Origin of the sequence: Prosthecobacter sp. (genome assembly GCF_044373815.1) — a bacterium.
GTDB lineage: Bacteria > Verrucomicrobiota > Verrucomicrobiia > Verrucomicrobiales > Verrucomicrobiaceae > Prosthecobacter.
Genome location: NZ_JBIPNG010000093.1, coordinates 1 through 17,246 on the forward strand (window position 1 = coordinate 1; position 17,246 = coordinate 17,246).

A 17,246-nucleotide genomic window follows, 5' to 3' on the forward strand; every position below is an offset into this window, starting at 1 on the left:
GGCGCAGCGACGAAGGGACACGAGGAATGGTCCAAGCTGCTGGCCCCATGCGAGGTGGGCCTGCTGCATGGCCGGATGAGCGCGGAGGAGAAGGAAGAGGTGATGAAGCGATTTCGTGCGGGCAAGCTGGATGCACTGGTCTCGACGACAGTGATCGAAGTGGGCATCGATGTTCCAAACGCGACGGTGATGTTCATCCATGACGCGGGCCGCTTTGGGCTGGCACAGCTGCATCAGCTTCGTGGCCGCATCGGCCGAGGGGCGCATACGAGCTACTGCGTGTTGTTTGTGGATGACAAGGACGAGGAAAACCGGCAGCGGCTGGCGATCATGGAGGAGACGAGCGACGGCTTCCAGATCGCCGAGGAAGACCTGAGGCGGCGTGGGCCTGGGGATGTGCTGGGCCATGCGCAGAGCGGGCAGGCACCGCTGCTGTTTGGTGAACTGCTGGCAGACACACGGCTGGTGCGTCTGGCACGGCAGCTTGCCGAGCGGACACTGGACGAAGATCCACAGCTTTTGCGTCCGGCTCTGGCGGTGTTCCGTGATGAGCCGGTGGTGGCGGAAAAGGCGCAGGCGATGATGCAGTGATTCGGGTTGATTAACCTTGTTTAAGGCAAGGTTTAGTTAAGGAGGCTTGACGATTGAGGCTTTTACCCGGTCTGTACTCAGTGTCATGCATCCTCTTGCTCCCAGTTGCGCTCCCATAGTGCTGGTGGACCAAACCGAAATCGTTCGTAAACGGCGTCGGCGTGGGAAGCCGAGCATGATCACGATGCTGCGCTTGGCTGTTGTGTCTGTGGCCGCCTTGGGTGTCACGGCGTTTGTGCTGTGGTTAAAAAAGGAGACGCCGCACCCCAGTGCGGCTATTGCTGTCCGTGAATCGCCGTTCGTCCAGGCGCGGAGTTTGAAGTCGCCATTGGAGACAGTGCAGTCCTCCGGGCTGGCGGCCTATGGGCTGAAGAAAACTCCCGTGCCGACACCCGCTCCCGCAGTGGTGCAGGCTCCACTTCAGCTCCAAGAGCCAGTCGTGAAACAAACGCCCCCGGTATGGCTGCTGGCGGACATTCCCGAATTTGCTGATGCTAAGAATGCCGGGTTGTCTGCTGCGCAGACGATCGACCAGCTGCGGCAAAGCCTGCGTGAGTCGGGTGCCCGGCAGATGGGGCAGTCGGTGCGTTTTGGGATGCTGAACCTTTCCGAGCTGATGGCCATGGATTCCAGAACGTGGACAGCGAGCCTGAATACGCCCGTCGCAAGTGAGAACCGCGCCTCGGCGATGCTGCTGACGTTCTACCTGACCTATCTTGATCGTGCGGGAGACGGAGAGGGAGTGAAAGCACTGCTGCGAGCCATGGAGCAGGGCATGACTGAGGAGAGCGCTGTGCGGGAGTTTATCCTGGCGGGGCGCAGTGTGGCGGAACTGGAACGTGAGATGGGACGGGTGTTTGCGGACGCCGGGGTGGAGCTGCAGTTTACGCGGCGTGGTGGTCTGGCCATGAGGCCGTGACGAATTCCGGGGGAGAATCCTTTTGCCCCGTCTGGTTTTTGCCTTTAATCCGTGGGCATCTCCATGAAAACTTCCTGGCCCATCCGCCTTGTGCGTGCGCTGTTCTTTGCGTTCTCCGTTTTCATTGGCATCGCGATCGCCCTGGGCTTGGACCAGGACGCATGGGTCGGGGCGCTCAGTGGCGCAGTGTTCATGGGCATGCTGGTGGTGCTGGATGTGCTGCTGGCCCACTTCACCCTGCGGGATTTTTCACACGCCACGCTGGGGCTTGCGGTGGGGCTCTTCTGCGCGTGGCTGATCACGCGCATCGGCGTGTTCCAGCTCGCCTATTTTCAAAATCACGAGGAAGGGGTGGCGCTGCAGAACGTCGCGGAGATCTGCATCTATGGGACTCTGGCGTTTTTCGGGGTCACGTTTGCGCTGCGCAGTGACCGGGACCAGTTTGCCTTTCTGATCCCATACATCCGGTTCCGCCGAGACGGCTCTGAAGGTGAACCGCTGCTGCTGGACACAAACGTCGTCATGGATGCCCGGCTGCCGGGGGTGTTTGCCACCGGATTTCTCAGTGGCGCCGTCGTGGTGCCGCGTTGCGTTTTAGACGGGCTCCAGCATCTGGCAGACTCCCCCGAGGTGGCGCAATCTCTGCGGGGAAAGCGAGGTCTGGAGATGATGGAAAAACTGCGAGCAAGGCCTGAGATGAAGGTTTCCATTCATGAAGACGGCCCTTCAGATGCCTCGGTGGAAGTGCGGCTGGTGACGCTGGCGCGTGAGCTGAACGCCCGCCTGCTGACCAGTGATGACAATCTCGCGAAGGTGGCCCGTCTGCGCGGCATCACGGTGCTCAGCCTGCGCGAGCTGGTGGCAGCCTTGAATCCAGAACTCAGCGTGGGCGATGAACTGCGGCTGCCGCTGACAAAACCTGGCAAGGACAAGAACCAGGCGGTGGGTTATCTGCCAGACGGTGCCATGATCGTCGTGAACAACGCCGCTGCGCAGATCGGGCAGACAGTGGATGTGGTGGTTTCGGGCACCCTGCCGACCAGTGCAGGAAGGCTGATCTTTGCTGAGATCAAACCGGCTGCGTGACGCGCCTGCGCTGCAGCAGGCCCGCTGAGATGGCCAGCATCACCAGCAAAGCCGACTGCGGCTCTGGAACCATGGTGATGGACATGATGGAGGCCGCGCTGGTGGAGATGCGTGAGGCGTACATGCTGGAGGGATTGTCCAGCGGGAGATCGGGAATGAATGTCCAGCCAAAGGAATCGGATCCCTGATAGAGACCGCCGCGATCAAACAGCGCTGCATTGAAATCGCTGCCATCTCCAGTGATGTTGTTGGTGTCGAACATGCCATCAATGCTGTAGTTCACGCCAGCCAGTTTCCAGATGCCGCCGTCATTGACGAAAACGCCGCCGCCGGAATCACCGTTGGAAAGGGTGGCTTCCTCAGCGGTGCCACTGGCACTGAATGAGGCGGTGAGCAGATCGCCGATCGCGCTCGAATAAATGCCGCTGACTGTGTTCGTGCCCCAGCGCGCAGTACCATCTGGGCTGCTATCCTGCCAGCCATGCAGTATCCCGCCGACGAGTATATCCGCCCCGCGCGGACCGCCTCTGCCGTTGATCTCCATAGTCAGACCTGTCTCAGAGGATCCCGTGTAAAGGGGGGCATAGTAGCCAAAGGTTTCCTGGATTTTGAAGATGCGCAGGTCAGTGCCAGCGATGTCCCAATAGCCGATGCCGCTGTTGGCTGCGGTGTCGATGTTGTAGGTCACATCTGTGCCGCCGCTGAATATGCCGTTTTGTGTGAAGGTGGTGCCCTGAGTGCCGAAATGCTGCGCGGTGATGAAGTACTGTGGTGCAATCATGGTGCCGAGGTAGGCGCCGTAAGTGCCTTCGTACTGCCAGCCTGAATTGGCAAAGATGCCGGTGGGGGCCGTGATGTTGTGATTGGGATCGGCGGTGGCTTCAAACACGATCGCGCGACACGGTGTGAGGCCCAAGCATAACAAGGCAACCATGGCGCACATGATGCGCGAACACATGGAGGCTGATGTTTTGGAGGCCAAGAACATCAAGTAATGTCTCACCATGTTTCTGAATTACCATAAAACTCTGCTGAATAGCCTTAATTTTGTCCCCGCATGCAGCCTCAAAACCTGATTTGTAAGTGACATGATCTTCGGTGGGTGAAAACCTGCTCGACACACTGATCATTTTTGTTATGGATGGCAGGTCTGTGACGCAAAAATGAAAAAAGGTTCATTCATCAACATGCTAGGTGCCTGCATTCTCCCACCGATTGTAGGCGTGGGAATTTGCTGGGGTATCATCCAGCTTTTGAAGAACCATGAAATGTTTCGTGTGGATGCGGTCACCCCTCCCATGGCCACGGTCAGCAAAGTGCGCCAAGGCAAGCTAAGCGAGAAAAGTGCTGAGATCCGTGCCGCGCTGCCTTTGGATGCGGCATTTGATCCGGTGCGCCCGCTGCCAGTGCCGCCGAATGCGGAGAAAGCCGCCCTCAGACGTGCGGCTGAGGACGCCAAGATGAAACCGGTCGTTCCAACGAAGCCGTCCAACGGCGACTCCGGGGTGGCCACTGCCAGGAAGTCTGGCAAGCCCGCTCCTGCTATCGCCTTCAAAATGCCTGTCTGGCGTCCGATCCTTGATCCGATCGAAGATCACTGGACTCGTCTGATGCCGCGCACGGAGGCGCTGCCTCAGGCATATCAGGCCGTGATCAACGATGACGCTGCCCACCTTGCCAAGATCATCGCCATGGGCATTTCCCCCAACGAAATGACCTTGGGAGGAGATACGCCACTGTGTGCCGCCGTGCGCATGGGACGTGCGGATTGTGTGTATGTGCTGGCGCTCTCGGGAGTGAACCTGAACCAGACCGCGCATGAAAAGCAGCCGCCGATTGCGATAGCTTCCCTGCGCAGGAATGTTCCCGTGTTGCAGGCGCTGCTGGATTTTGGCGTCGATCCCAACACACGTTTCAACACACCGATTCAGAAACAGGTCATTGATCGCTGCACGATCAAGGATCTTCGAAACGCCATGGAAAGCGACCGTGGGGTCACCCCCATGATCTGCTGTGCTGCACGCGGCGATGTGGAAGGCGCGGTCACTCTGATGCGTGCGGGAGGCAAGCCTGGAATGGGCACCACACGCTATCACCGCTACCCGATCAACTTTGCCGCCACGCAGGGGTATCTGTTTCTGATGCGCGTATTGCTGGGCCGTGATCCGGAGTCGGAACCGGACACGCTCGTGACCGTCGATCTTTCAAGTCAGCGTGCCTGGGTGACCAAGCAGGGGCGCATCATCAACCACACCATGGTTTCCACCGGGCGTGAAGGCTATGGCACACCGGCAGGGCGCTATGTCATCACCGACAAGCACACCTCTCATGTCTCCACGCTCTACCATGTGGCCATGCCCTGGTTCATGCGCTTGAACTGCGGGGCGATCGGCCTGCACAGCGGGTATGTCACGGGTCAGCCTGCGTCACATGGCTGCATCCGTCTTCCCTACGATAAGGCGAAGCAGTTCTTCGGCCAGGTGCGCGTGGGGGACGAGGTGGAGATAGTTTACTGAGGGAGCCGTTTACGGTTGTTGACGGTGGTTTCTCAGAAGGCTCAAAGCCAACGCGTCGTTTGGAAAGCAACCGTTACCAGATTGCGCTTTTACAGCGTTTTCAGCAGTTTGTCGTGGATGCCGTCAAAGCCGCCGTTGCTGAACACCACGATCACATCGCCCGTGCGAGTTTCCTGTTTCAGACGATTCACGATGGCATCGGTGTCTGATTCAAACCAGCAGGGTTTGCCACGTGCGGTGACGGATTGCGCCACCTTGGCGGTGTCGAGGCGTTGATCTGCCGCGACCTTTTCGGGATTGGCCACGGCAGCGATGACGGAGCCGTCGGCTTCAGTCAGCGCTTCGATCAGTTCATTTTGCAGCACGTTGCGGCGGCTGGTGTTTGAGCGTGGTTCGAACAGCGCCCAGAGGCGGCGGCCGTCATAGCGCTGGCGCAGGCCGCGCAGTGTCTCGCGAATGGCGGTCGGGTGATGACCGAAGTCATCAATGATCGTGATGCCGTGGACGGTGCCACGCTCCTGCTGACGACGGCGGATGCCGCGGAAACTGCTCAGGCCGGCGCGGATTTCATCATCACTCAATCCGGCAAAGCGGGCGGCGCAGACACACATGGCCGCATTGCGTGCATTGAATTCGCCTACCATGGGCACCTCGAACGCAGCGCCGTTGATTTCAAACTGCGTGGCCTCGGGCGTTACGCCGGTGATCTTGATGCGGAAATCGCAGTCAGGTCCCAGTCCCACCGTCTTGAGCGGTGCAGGGCACTTGGCGCGCAGGGTGAGGCAGTTGGCGTCGTCACCGTTGATCAGGACGAGGCCGTTGCGAGGCACCGTGTTCAAGAAGCGCTGAAACGAGAGCAGGATCTCGTCGAGGTCACGGAAGATGTCCGCGTGATCGAACTCGATGTTGTTCACGATCGCGCACTCGGGCAGGTAGTGCAGGAATTTGCTGCGCTTGTCGAAGTAGGCGGTGTCGTATTCGTCACCTTCGATCACAAACAGATCTGAGTGCGTGAAGCGTGCGCCGGATTCGAAATTCTCCGGCACGCCTCCGATCATGAAGCCGGGGTTTTTGCCAGCGTGCTCGTAGATCCACGCCAGCATCGTGGTCGTCGTTGTCTTGCCATGCGTGCCGCTCACCACAAAGCTGCGTTTGCCCTGAATGACTTCGCGCTTCAGCATCTCCGCCATGGAGACGTAGGGCAGCTTTTTCTCCAGAAGTGCTTCGAGTTCAGGATTACCGCGTGAGATCGCGTTGCCAACCACATAGGAATCCGCATTCAGTGGCAGGTTCTCCGGATTGTAGCCTTCGGTCACGGTGATGCCGGCATCACGCAGCACATCGCTCATGGGCGGATAGACTTGATTGTCGGAGCCGCTGATGGTGTGACCGAGGGCGCGCAGGGCGACAGCGGTGGAGCCCATTGCTGTGCCGCAGATGCCGATGAAATGAATGTGTTTGGGAGATGCCATGGAAAAGACGCGCACGGTTCAAATCCAGGCGCAGGCGTGAACTAAAGCAGGACTTTTTGCCCCCTGCTAAAAGAAAGTTCAGTTCAGCGGGAATAATCGCAGGGGCGGAGGCTCCAACGTTGCGATGGCTCGAATCCCCGCAGCCAGCCATAACTCACAAACAAACCAAAGTACATCACACCTACCATGAGCACCAAGCACATCATTGCCGCCGCCGCCTTCACCGGTCTCCTTTCCGGCGCCTACGCCGCGCAGACCACGAGCACCCAGAAGGCCGCCAGCCTCGGCGTCTCCATTGAAAAGATGGCGGACAAAGGTCAGCATGCCTGCAAGGGACACAATGCCTGCAAAGGACAGGGTGGCTGCAAGTCCGGCGACAACGGCTGCAAAGGCAAGAACTCCTGCAAGGGCAAAGGCGGCTGCAACACCATGCCGAAGAAGTAAGCCGAATCGATTCCGCAGCCATACGACACCCCCGCGTGTGGCTGCGGCCAATCTTTAAACATTCCACTTGGAACTCCAGACAATGCCCGCCAACCCTCACAATGGTCATACCGATCTCGGCATCGGTCTCGGCCTCCGAGTGCCGCACTACCGGCACATTCTGGAGAAGAAGCCGGTCTGTGACTGGTTTGAGATCATCTCCGAAAACTTCATGGTCGATGGCGGTCGCCCGCTGGAGGTGCTGGACAGCATTTTGGAGCAGTACCGCGTCGTGCAGCACGGGGTGTCGATGTACTTCGGCAATGCCGATCCCCTGAACCGCGATCACCTCAAAAAACTCAAGCGTCTGGTGAAGCGCACCAACACGCCCTGGCTCTCCGATCACCTCTGCTGGGGCAGCGTGGATGGCCGCTGCTCCCACGACCTCCTGCCCATGCCCTACACCCTGAGTGTGGCCAGGCACACCGCTGAGAAGATCCGGCAGGCCCGCGATTTCCTCGAAGTGCCCATCTGCGTGGAAAATGTGAGCAGCTACGCCGAATTCACGCAGAACGAGATGACCGAGTGGGAATTTCTCAGCGAAGTCGTTGAGCACGCCGATTGCGGCATCCTCCTGGATGTAAACAACATTTACGTCTCTTCGCAGAACCACGGCTTCGATCCCTTCGAATACCTCCGTGCAGTGCCGCATCAACGTGTTGGCCAGATTCACATCGCCGGGCACACCCGGCTGGATCACGTCATCCTCGACACCCACGATCATCCGGTCCCCGATCCTGTCTGGGATCTTTACGCCGCTGCCATTAAGTATTCCGGCAGCACTGCCACGCTCCTCGAATGGGACGACAAAATCCCCAGTTTCGAAGATGTGCATGCCGAAGCGCTCAAAGCCAACCGCTACCTTCATGAGCATGCCCACGCCTAGCAGTCTCCGCACCAACGCCGACCTGCGCCAATTGCAACGCACCATGGCTGCGGCGCTGAGGCAGCCGCTCACGCGCCAGGATGGCATGCCCACCAGCACGCAGGTCGATTTCATCACGCCGAACGACCGCATGAGCGGCTTCGCGCGCCTTGAAATCTACGCCCGCCAGTACTGGTTTCGCCTGCTGGACTGCCTCTACGACGACTATCCCGCACTGCGCGTTTTCCTGGGTGAGCGCCGCTTTCAGCAGCTCTGCCGCGATTACCTCGCGCAGCATCCCAGCACTTCCTGGACTCTGCGTAATCTAGGCTCCGCACTTCCCGCTTTTACTACGGATCTCAAGGCGCGTGATGTTGCCCGCGTTGAATGGGCGCAGACGCTTGCCTTTGACGAGGTATTGAAAAAGCCGTTGAGGATTGATGATCTCCTTGGTGCTGATCCCTCCATGCTTCGTCTGGGGCTTCAGCCCTGTGTCGTGCTTCTGCGGATCGACCACGCAGTCGATCACTTCATCACCGCGATGAAAAAAGCCGACGCGGATGTGCGCGGTTCTGCCAGCCAGGCCATGTCCGAGGCACCCACACGTGCCAAAGTCGCCAAGGCACCGAAATTAAAACGCGAGTGTGTGCATCTGGCCGTTCACCGCCATGACAACCAGTTGTACTTCAAGCGCCTTGCCCCGGAGTCCTTCGCCATGCTCATGGCATTGAGGGATGGCCTCACGCTGGCGGATGCCATCGAATTCGCGCTATCCCAGGCCAGTCCGGACACTGACTGGCCCGCGCAGATTCGTGACTGGTTCACCGAATTCTCCCAGCTCGGCTGGTTCACACATTTTCCCCGCAAATCATGAAACCTTGGACCTTCGCCAACTCCCTCCTCGACCGCACCGCCAGCTACCTTGCAGATCCCTTTTTGCTCGGCATCCGCCTCTATTGGGGCTGGCAGTTTTTTCAGACCGGAAAAGGCAAGCTCAGCGACATCAGCATGCCCACAGCTTTTTTTACCGAACTCGGCATTCCCTTTCCAGAGCTGAATGCCTATCTGGCGGGCTGCACGGAGTGCTTTGGTGGCTTGCTGCTTCTGGCGGGCCTCTTCTCCCGAGTCACCTGCGTGCCGCTGATCTTCACCATGCTCGTCGCCTACGGCACGGCGCATCTGGATGTGGTCAAAACGATCTGGTCAGATGCCGACTCCTTTGTCAGCGCCCCGCCGTTTCTCTTTCTGCTGGCCAGCGTGACCGTCTTCATTTTTGGTCCTGGCAGGTTGTCGGTCGATGAACTGCTGCGTCGGCGAAAAAAAGCGTGAATCGTGTGAATAAACGCTGCTGTCACGTCTCCTACCTGCATATCCGACCCATGAACTCATGGAATCTGCCTTCCAATTCGGCATTGAACTGCCTGCAACCCGCACGATACCTCGACGCGTGACCGACACCGTGCCCAGCTTTGAGCAGATCGTGGACTCCCACTATCAGGGGCTTTACCGCTTCGCCATGAGCATGTGCCGGCGTGAGGCTACGGCGCAGGATCTTGTGCAGCAGACCTTTCTGCAATGGGCAAAGAAGGGGCACACGCTGCGGGATGCCTCGAAGGTGAAGACCTGGCTGTTCACCACAATCTACCGTGAATGGCTCGGCATCGCCCGTCGTGAGAAAAAATATGAAGAGGTCGAATTCGAACCTGAGCAGCACAGTGCCATGCAGCACCATGATGACGGCGAAAATCCACGCGTGGACAGCGCCACGCTGCAAACGGCGCTCGAAGAACTGGAACCCAATTACCGAGCACCACTGGTGCTTTTTTACCTCAAGGTGCTATCTTACCGAGACATTGCCGAGACGCTGGGGGTTCCCATCGGCACCGTGATGTCACGCCTTTCCCGCGCCAAAGACAGCCTGCGCACCATTTTGCGCCGCCTCGAAGACTCCGCCCCCTCCAACATCATTCCCCTATCCGCCTCGTGAACCGCGAAGAAGCCAGACTCGAACTCGATGCCACGACGCTCCGCCCTCAGGATGCATCGCCCGAGGCGCGTGCGATGGCTCAGAGCGATCCCGAACTGGGCGCATGGCTGAAAAAGCGCACTGAGTTTGACGAACAAGTCGCCGGGGCCTTTGCTGCTACCATTCCAGCTGGGCTGCGGGCAAGCATTCTGCAAAATTCCAGACGCCCCGCCAAACGTTCCATCCGCTGGGTTCTGCCCACACTGGCTGCAGCTGCTGCAGCGGTGGTTTTGGGCTGGACCATGCTTTGGCCTGTGAACAGCGGCATGCCGGACTGGCAGGCTGATTCGCTCGCTGCCGTGATGAAAGTCGAGTACGGCATGTCCAAGGTCGATCACATGTCACGTGATTTCGAAGCCATCAAAAAGATGCTCGTCGCGGATCGATCTCCGACACCGGCTCGCCTGCCAGGCACGGTGGGGACCATGCCTGTGCTGGCCTGCAAGCGAATCCAGGTTGCGGGTCGTGTGGCATCCATCATCTGCTTTGAAATTGAGCCCGGCAAAGAGGCGCATCTTGTCGTGATGGGCAACACCGGCCTCTCCGAGCTGCCGCCTCAGCTTCAGCCAGAGTTCAAAACCAGCAAGAACTGGAACATGGCCAGTTGGAGCGATGGCAGCCAAACCTTCCTCCTCGCCACCACGGCGGATGAAGCAGTGTTGAAAAAAATGTTTGGGCTGGTGTGAGGTTACGGAATCTCACTCACTTGCACCTTGGTGTTGCCGAGCACTGTGTGGCAGTTCACACACTGCTGGCGCAGCGAAGCAAAGACTTCCGGGGAGCGCTTTGAGTCGTGCTTTTGGAGTGTGGTTTTGAGATCGGAGAAAGGTCCGTTTTCCCAGCCTGCGAGCAGAGGCAGCAGATCGACCATGGTTCCACTGGAAGACTTCTGCCGAGGTGCGCTGGTGATCGATTTGGCAACGCTCGAATGCATGCGCTCTGCCATGGCCAGCGCGGCATCCCATTCACCGGCCTGCTGCAGCCTGCGCGTTTCCTGCATCTTGCGCTGGGCCGCTTTCATGCGGTGGCTGTTCATGGTGCTGGCACATGAGGCCAGGGAGAACAGTGCGGCGAAGACGAAGATTGTTTTCATGGGTTAGGTGAGTGAATCACCGTCCTTCGAATCTGTCGCGTCCTTTCGCCAGCGCCTCGATCTTGCGGTCGGCGATGCTGCGTTTGAGCATCCAGAAACCGCAGTCGGGATGGATGAACTTCACCCTGCCGGAGCCAAGTTTTTTCTCCGCAGCTTCGATGCGACGGGCGATTTCGTCGGCGGTTTCGATGTGGTTCACCTTGATGTCCACGACACCTAGGCCGACGCCGATTTTGGGATCGAGCTCCTTGAGCGCGTCGAGATCAGCGGCGGGACGATGCGCGAGTTCCAGCACGAGGTGGTCGGCGCGCAGTGAGTTTAAGAAGTTGATGAGCGCGGCCCACTCGCCTTTTTGAATCGTCTGACCGCCGTAGTTGCCGAAGCAAAAGTGTACAGCCTTGGTGCCTTTCACCGCATCCAGTACTCGATTGATGCCTGCGGCGGCGATGGGAGCATCTGCGGGGTTGCCGGGGATGTTCGCCTCATCGACCTGCACGCAGTCGCATTGCAAATCGGCGGCCTGCGCAGCCAAGGCGTCGGCGATGGCCATGTTGAGCGCCGCGAAGTCGTTGTAGTGCGTGTCCAGCAGCGTGCGGGCCAGCATGTAGGGGCTGGTCAGTGTGAACTTGAACGGGCCACCCGCCACTTTGCCCGCACGCGCGCAGTCCTCGGCGAGATTGAGCACGCCTTCGGTGATGGGACCGCGCACGACGGCGGCCGGCTTGCTGCGGAAGGCCATCTCATGCTTGGCACGAAACGCTGCGGTGTCTGCTCGAGCAATACGGCTGTCGATGCCGCCGAGTTTGTGGACGAAGTACTCGATCATGCCGTTGGTGTCGGGATGATTGACATCGAAGCGATACAGCTCGCCATCCGTCGGCAGGTCGATGCCCGCCTGGCGCTGTGTGTCGAACACCACACGCGTGGCATCAATGACGGCGGCTTCGCTGGGAAGCGCGCTGAGCCATTCGGGGACAGGATAGGAGCCGACGGTGGTGGTCTGGATGGTGGGCATGCGGCAGACTAGTCAGCATCCACCAGCCTTGGAAGGCGTGAGTGCCAAAATCCAAAGGCAGGCAGGCATCCAACAAGCTTACCTCGCGGACTTCGGACCTTTGCCGCGCACGCTCATTTTAAAGGGCACGCCGGGCGCGGCCCATTCGTCGCGAATGACTTTCTCCAGATAGCGCATGTAGCTGTCCGTGAGTTTTGAGGCACGATTGGCGAAGAGCACGAAGTGCGGCACGGGAATGGCGAAACCTTCGGCCTCATTGACCTGGGTGGCATAGAGCAGCTTGAAGCTGTGCGTGCTGCGGCCCAGAGCGCCGGGGGTGTTCTCGATGGCGGTGGAGAGCAGGCGGTTCAGCGCACCGGTGCCAATGCGGTTCTGTGAGCCGCTGCGCACTTTTTCGATCTGCACGAAGAGCTTGCCGATATGATCTTTGTTCTTCGCCGAGATGGCGACGAGCGGGGCGTAGTTCAGGAAGAAGAACTCGCGGCGCATCAGTTCGTCCAGATGTTCGATGCGGTCCTTCTGATTGCCATCTGGATGAAAGAGGTCCCACTTGTTCATGACGAGGATGCAGGGCTTGCGCTCCTCCAAAATAAACTGGGCGATCTTGCGGTCCTGCATCTTCGCCCCGGCGGCGCAGTCGATGACGAGCAGGCAAAGGTCAGCACGCTTGATGCTCTGCAGGCTGCGATCCACGCTGGAGATTTCGACGACCGTATCCAGATTCGCACGGCGGCGGATGCCGGCGGTGTCGATGAGCTGATAATGTTTGCCGTTCCAAGAGGCCTGGATGTCGAGGGCATCACGCGTGGTGCCGGGCACGTCGCTGACGATGGCACGCTCCGAACCCAGAATGGCATTCACGAGAGAGGATTTGCCTGCGTTCGGGCGGCCCACGATGGCGAGCTTCAGCGGGCGCGTGTTTTGATGCGAGATGGCATCTTCCGTTTCGCTGGATTCCTTCAGGTCCAGGCGCTCGGAGACAAGTGCGACGAGTTCGTCGATGCCCAGGCCATGGGCGGCGCTGACTTCAAGGGTGTCGGGAAAGCCGAATTTGGAGAATTCGCTGGCGTTCAGCTTGCGCTTCGGGGAATCGGCTTTGTTGCAGACGAGAATGACGGGCTTGTTGGTGCGGCGCAGTTCGCGGGCGAGGCTTTGATCGATCGTGGTGATACCATCAACGACATCGACAACGAACAGCAGCAGATCTGCCACATCCAGAGCGATGGAGGCCTCGATCTGCACCTGGTCGGTCAGCACGTCTTCGGTGCTGGCACCAATGCCACCCGTGTCCATGATCTCAAACCATGCCGGACCCCGGCGGCACTGCGCCGTGATGCGGTCCCGCGTCACACCGGCCTGATCGTGGACGATGGAGATGGTTTTCCCGGCAAGGCGGTTAAAGAGTGCGGACTTGCCCACATTGGGGCGTCCGACGATGGCAACGGTTTTGAGCATTGTTCAGAGAGCACGGTGAGCCCCCCGAGTCAATCATGTCCAGCGGCCTGCAACTGCTTGACACCGTCGGCCAGATTGAGAAAACCCGACAAGGCGGTGAAAGTGGCGGCAAAGATCGTGGGCCAGATGAGCCACTCGGGCTTGAGATCGAGCAGGATCCACAAAATGGCCGCCATCTGGGCAAAAGTGGCTGTTTTGCCGGTCCAGTGGGTGTGGATTTGGAATTTACCGGCAAAGTGGTCGATCAGGAAGGCCCCGCCAATGGAAAGCAGGTCGCGGCCGATGACCAAGATCGGGAACCACAGAGGGAAATGCTGCCGCCAGGAGGTGAAACTCAGCAGGATGATGGCGGCGAGCATGAGCAACTTGTCCGCGAGGGGGTCCATGATGGCCCCGAATCGGGTTCGCTGATTGAACCGGCGGGCGATCCAGCCGTCGATCGCGTCACTGATCGAGGCGATGGCAAAGACCGCAGCGGCCCATTGGCGCAAGGCTTCATTGGGGTGGTCGCCACGGGCGCTGTCGCCATAATAGATCACCAGCCCGATGAAGACGGGAATCAGCAGGATGCGGAAGATGGTGATCTGATTGGCGAGGTTCACGCTGCTACGTTCGCGTTTCACGGTTCACGGTTCAAGAGTTGAATCATGAAGTTTGATCGCTTTAGAGTATGACATGTCGCAAATCGAGCCAGTGGATCTTTTGAATGCCTACTGTGAGGGAGCCTTCCCCATGGGGGAGGACGATGGCTCCATCTCATGGTACCGGCCCAAGATGCGCGGCATCCTGCCGGTGGCGGAGTTTCATGTGCCGCGCCGGTTTGAGCGCTACCTGAAGCAGCACCCGTTTGAAGTGCGCTGGAATACCTCCTTTGGAGATGTGATCCGGGGCTGCGCCGACCGTGAAAGCACTTGGATCACGGATGCCATCATGGACACCTACGAGGAGCTTCACCGCATTGGTTTTGCTCATTGCGTGGAGGTCTGGCGGGACGGCAAGCTGCGTGGCGGCGTCTATGGCGTGAGCATCGGCGGGGCGTTTTTCGGGGAATCGATGTTCAGCCGCGAGCCGCAGGCCTCCAAGGTGGCGCTGACGCACCTGCAATGGCGGCTGCATGAGCGCGGATTCCTGCTGCACGACACGCAGTGGACCACGCCACATCTCGCGATGTTTGGCGGGCACGAAATCCCTTGCGCGCAGTATTTGGAACTGCTGCAGCGAGCGATCTCGCGCAAGGCGACGTTTATGTGAGCTGAATCAGCTCTCGAAATATGTGTAGCCGCGCAGGCCGGCCTCGAAACTTTCCATGATCTCGCGGCGCTCGGTGGCGGTGATGCGCTTGGAAACAACGGCGCTTTCCGCCAAATTGCGGAAACGGGTGAGCATGTCTTTGGGATCGTACTCAACGTAGGTGAGCACTTCCGCGACGCTGTCGCCTTCGAGTTCGCGGCTGTATTTCACCTTGCCGTTTTCCACGCGGACGCTGACGACGTTGGTGTCGCCGAGGAGATTGTGAAGGTCGCCGAGGGTTTCCTGATACGCGCCGACGAGGAAGATGCCGAGCATGTACTCGTGGCCCTTCTCGATCTGCGGATCGTGCAGCGGGAGGGTGGAGTTAATGCCGTGGGAGTGGGCAAATTTGTCGATCTTGCCGTCGCTGTCGCAGGTGATGTCGGAGAGCACGGCATTGCGCGTGGGCTTCTCCTTGAGTCGGTGGATCGGCATGACCGGGAAGATCTGGTCAATGGCCCAAAGGTCAGGCAGGCTCTGGAAGACACTGAAGTTGCCGTAGTAGAAATCGGTCATGATCGTGTCGAGACGATCCATCTGGCTGCCATCGTGGTCGCAGCTTTCCTTCATGCTGGCCACCCAGGTGAGGATGTCCCAGTAGAGCTCCTCGCCATGCGCACGTTCGCGTAGGTTGACCTTGCCGTAATTGAACTCACTGCGCAGCTTATCGCGGTAGTAGATGGCGTCGTTGTAGATCTCCTGCAGGCGGTCGCGGGAGGTCTTGGAGGCATGCTTTTCGGCATCCAGGCGCAGTTCGTAAAGATTGCGCAGCAGGGGCGGGGCATCCTTGGCAAGTTCGACATCGGCGACGCCCTTGCGAGGCTCAAAGCGGTTGATGTCGAGGATGTTGATGATCAACACGGAGTAGTAGGCCACGATGGCGCGACCGGACTCGGTGATGAGGTCAGGGTGCGGCACACCAGCCTCGGCGGTGACTTCGGTGATCGCCTCGATGATGTCGGCGCAGTATTCCTTGGTGCCGTAGTTGCTGCTGGCTTCGCTGGCGCCTTTGAGGCCGTCATAGCTGATGGCGAGACCGCCGCCGAGATCGAGAATGCCCATGCGCGCACCTTCTTGCACTAGGCCCACGTAAACACGCGCCGCTTCGGTGACCGCCTGGCGGATGGCGCGGATGTTTGGAATCTGCGAGCCCTGGTGGTAGTGCAGCATGCGCAGGCAGTCGAGCATGCCTTTCTCGCGCAGGCTGTCCACGACGTGCATGAGCTGGGAGATGTTCAGGCCAAACATGCTGGCATCCCCGCCGGAGCCACTCCAGTGGCCGGCACTTTCGGCGCTGAGGCGGAAGCGCACCCCGAGAGTCGGGCGCACGCCCATTTTCTCACAACGTTCCAGGATCAAGTCCAGCTCCGTGGGCATTTCCAGCACCAGGATGACCTGGAGGCCCATCTTTTGGGCGTACAAAGCGAGATCGATGAACTCCTCGTCCTTGTAGCCGTTGCAGACGATGTAGGCTTCAGGATCGTGCATGTAGCTCAGAGCGGCGATGAGCTCCGGCTTGCTGCCGGCTTCGAGGCCGTAGTGATACTTGCGGCCGTAGCGGGTGATCTCTTCGATGACTTCTTGCTGCTGGTTCACCTTGATGGGATAAACGCCGCGATAGACGCCCTGGTATTTGCCTTCCTTGATCGCGGAGGCGAAGCCTTCGTTCAGTTCGTCGATGCGCCAGCGCAGCAGATCGCCGAAGCGGATCAGCAGTGGCAGCTGGGTGCCGCGTTCGCGCAAACCTTTCACGATAGAAGCGAGCGAGACGTCCTTCGTTTTTTTGCCATCCTTCAGCTTCACAACGACCTCGCCGGTCCTCGCGATGTCGAAATACTCATGCCCCCATTCGCGGATGCCATAAAGCTCGGCGCTGTCGTCGGTGGTCCATGTGGGGTTTTTCATTTTCGTTGGCTGGGTTGGAGGGGCTTTCAAGGGCCGCGATTATGGGGGCAAATTTGGAAATGCAAAGCGACATCTCGGAGAGGTTCCGGGCGGCCAAAACGCCCGGGAGCGGCCGGGGCGTCAGTCTCTGGCCCTGCGGAAGGCAAAGGGGAGGTAAAGCAGGGAGTAAAAAATGAGGCCCAGACCGATGGTGCTGAGGTTGTACCATGGCCACGGTCCGAGCTGGTCAAACAGGCTGGCCTGCACGGGTTTGGAGCATTGAAAAGCGTAGTTTGCACCGATGGCGTAGTTCACCACGGCGATGACGGCATACCAGGCCACGGAGAAGGTCATGATGCGGAGCACGGCTCCGGGGCGCGGGCGAACCTTCATGGCGGTGACGACGTAGACCGCCGTGATCGGCACGCCGGCGTGCATGATGAAAAACAAAAAGAAACGCGGGTCTGGAAACTCATAGATCAGCGCGGGCGTCAGCAGCCCCTGAAGGGTGCCTGCGATGCCAAAGAAATACACCACCTCGCAAAAAAACG

The 17,246-nt window shown here is 59.2% G+C and carries 19 protein-coding genes; 11 read left to right on the top strand and 8 right to left on the bottom strand.

Annotated features, from left to right (window positions below):
* From ACIREA_RS10260 to ACIREA_RS10270, 3 genes are all read left to right on the top strand, one after another.
* Positions 1-591 (top strand): helicase-related protein (locus ACIREA_RS10260; protein WP_397382178.1); only part of this gene is annotated, 591 nt, incomplete at its 5' end.
* A 175-nt stretch (positions 592-766) separates the two neighbouring features.
* Positions 767-1,510, top strand: coding sequence for a hypothetical protein (locus tag ACIREA_RS10265; protein ID WP_397382179.1), 744 nt, complete (start codon positions 767-769; stop codon positions 1,508-1,510).
* 63 nt (positions 1,511-1,573) lie between these two features.
* Complete coding sequence (locus ACIREA_RS10270) at positions 1,574-2,596, top strand: PIN/TRAM domain-containing protein (protein ID WP_397382180.1); 1,023 nt, start codon at positions 1,574-1,576, stop codon at positions 2,594-2,596.
* On the opposite strand, the gene ACIREA_RS10275 is transcribed toward ACIREA_RS10270, so the two are convergent.
* Entirely contained in the window at positions 2,580-3,485 is a 906-nt protein-coding gene (locus ACIREA_RS10275; RefSeq protein WP_397382181.1) for a hypothetical protein, read from the bottom strand. The genes ACIREA_RS10270 and ACIREA_RS10275 overlap by 17 nt on opposite strands.
* Positions 3,486-3,759: 274 nt before the next feature.
* Here ACIREA_RS10275 and ACIREA_RS10280 point away from each other — a divergent pair, with 274 nt between their 5' ends.
* Entirely contained in the window at positions 3,760-5,112 is a 1,353-nt protein-coding gene (locus ACIREA_RS10280) for a L,D-transpeptidase family protein (protein ID WP_397382182.1), read from the top strand.
* An 89-nt stretch (positions 5,113-5,201) separates the two neighbouring features.
* Here the strand turns inward: ACIREA_RS10280 and mpl are convergent, their stop codons facing one another.
* Entirely contained in the window at positions 5,202-6,584 is a 1,383-nt protein-coding gene (mpl, locus tag ACIREA_RS10285; RefSeq protein WP_397382183.1) for a UDP-N-acetylmuramate:L-alanyl-gamma-D-glutamyl-meso-diaminopimelate ligase, read from the bottom strand.
* A gap of 186 nt (positions 6,585-6,770) precedes the next feature.
* On the opposite strand from mpl, the gene ACIREA_RS10290 reads away from it, so the two are divergent.
* The 6 genes from ACIREA_RS10290 to ACIREA_RS10315 all read left to right on the top strand — a co-directional run bounded on the left by ACIREA_RS10290 (position 6,771) and on the right by ACIREA_RS10315 (position 10,644).
* Positions 6,771-7,028, top strand: coding sequence for a hypothetical protein (locus tag ACIREA_RS10290; protein WP_395730868.1), 258 nt, complete (start codon positions 6,771-6,773; stop codon positions 7,026-7,028).
* A gap of 82 nt (positions 7,029-7,110) precedes the next feature.
* Complete coding sequence (locus ACIREA_RS10295) at positions 7,111-7,953, top strand: DUF692 domain-containing protein (RefSeq protein WP_397382184.1); 843 nt, start codon at positions 7,111-7,113, stop codon at positions 7,951-7,953.
* On the top strand, positions 7,934-8,806 hold the full coding sequence (locus ACIREA_RS10300; protein WP_397382185.1) for a putative DNA-binding domain-containing protein: 873 nt from the start codon (positions 7,934-7,936) through the stop codon (positions 8,804-8,806). Before ACIREA_RS10295 ends, ACIREA_RS10300 begins: the two co-directional genes overlap by 20 nt.
* Positions 8,803-9,261: a DoxX family protein gene (locus tag ACIREA_RS10305; protein ID WP_397382186.1), complete on the top strand. Its 459-nt coding sequence runs from the start codon at positions 8,803-8,805 to the stop codon at positions 9,259-9,261. Before ACIREA_RS10300 ends, ACIREA_RS10305 begins: the two co-directional genes overlap by 4 nt.
* 58 nt (positions 9,262-9,319) lie before the next feature.
* On the top strand, positions 9,320-9,919 hold the full coding sequence (locus tag ACIREA_RS10310; protein ID WP_397382187.1) for an RNA polymerase sigma factor: 600 nt from the start codon (positions 9,320-9,322) through the stop codon (positions 9,917-9,919).
* Complete coding sequence (locus tag ACIREA_RS10315) at positions 9,916-10,644, top strand: hypothetical protein (RefSeq protein ID WP_397382188.1); 729 nt, start codon at positions 9,916-9,918, stop codon at positions 10,642-10,644. Before ACIREA_RS10310 ends, ACIREA_RS10315 begins: the two co-directional genes overlap by 4 nt.
* Before the next feature lie 2 nt (positions 10,645-10,646).
* Here ACIREA_RS10315 and ACIREA_RS10320 read toward each other — a convergent pair whose 3' ends face one another.
* The 4 genes from ACIREA_RS10320 to pgsA form a co-directional block, all read right to left on the bottom strand.
* A complete protein-coding gene (locus tag ACIREA_RS10320; protein ID WP_397382189.1) occupies positions 10,647-11,051 on the bottom strand; it encodes a hypothetical protein in 405 nt (134 codons plus the stop codon).
* Positions 11,052-11,067: 16 nt separating this feature from the next.
* Entirely contained in the window at positions 11,068-12,066 is a 999-nt protein-coding gene (locus ACIREA_RS10325; RefSeq protein WP_397382190.1) for a cobalamin-independent methionine synthase II family protein, read from the bottom strand.
* 78 nt (positions 12,067-12,144) lie between these two features.
* Positions 12,145-13,521: a ribosome biogenesis GTPase Der gene (gene der / locus ACIREA_RS10330; protein WP_397382191.1), complete on the bottom strand. Its 1,377-nt coding sequence runs from the start codon at positions 13,519-13,521 to the stop codon at positions 12,145-12,147.
* Positions 13,522-13,550: 29 nt separating this feature from the next.
* Positions 13,551-14,144, bottom strand: coding sequence for a CDP-diacylglycerol--glycerol-3-phosphate 3-phosphatidyltransferase (gene pgsA, locus ACIREA_RS10335; RefSeq protein WP_397382192.1), 594 nt, complete (start codon positions 14,142-14,144; stop codon positions 13,551-13,553).
* Positions 14,145-14,196: 52 nt separating this feature from the next.
* Here pgsA and aat point away from each other — a divergent pair, with 52 nt between their 5' ends.
* Entirely contained in the window at positions 14,197-14,772 is a 576-nt protein-coding gene (gene aat / locus ACIREA_RS10340; RefSeq protein WP_397382193.1) for a leucyl/phenylalanyl-tRNA--protein transferase, read from the top strand.
* A 6-nt stretch (positions 14,773-14,778) separates the two neighbouring features.
* Here aat and speA read toward each other — a convergent pair whose 3' ends face one another.
* Together speA and ACIREA_RS10350 are read right to left on the bottom strand one after the other, a co-directional pair.
* Entirely contained in the window at positions 14,779-16,716 is a 1,938-nt protein-coding gene (gene speA, locus ACIREA_RS10345) for a biosynthetic arginine decarboxylase (RefSeq protein WP_397382194.1), read from the bottom strand.
* A 120-nt stretch (positions 16,717-16,836) separates the two neighbouring features.
* The coding region (locus ACIREA_RS10350; protein WP_397382195.1) for a TIGR02206 family membrane protein at positions 16,837-17,246 on the bottom strand (410 nt) is incomplete at its 5' end.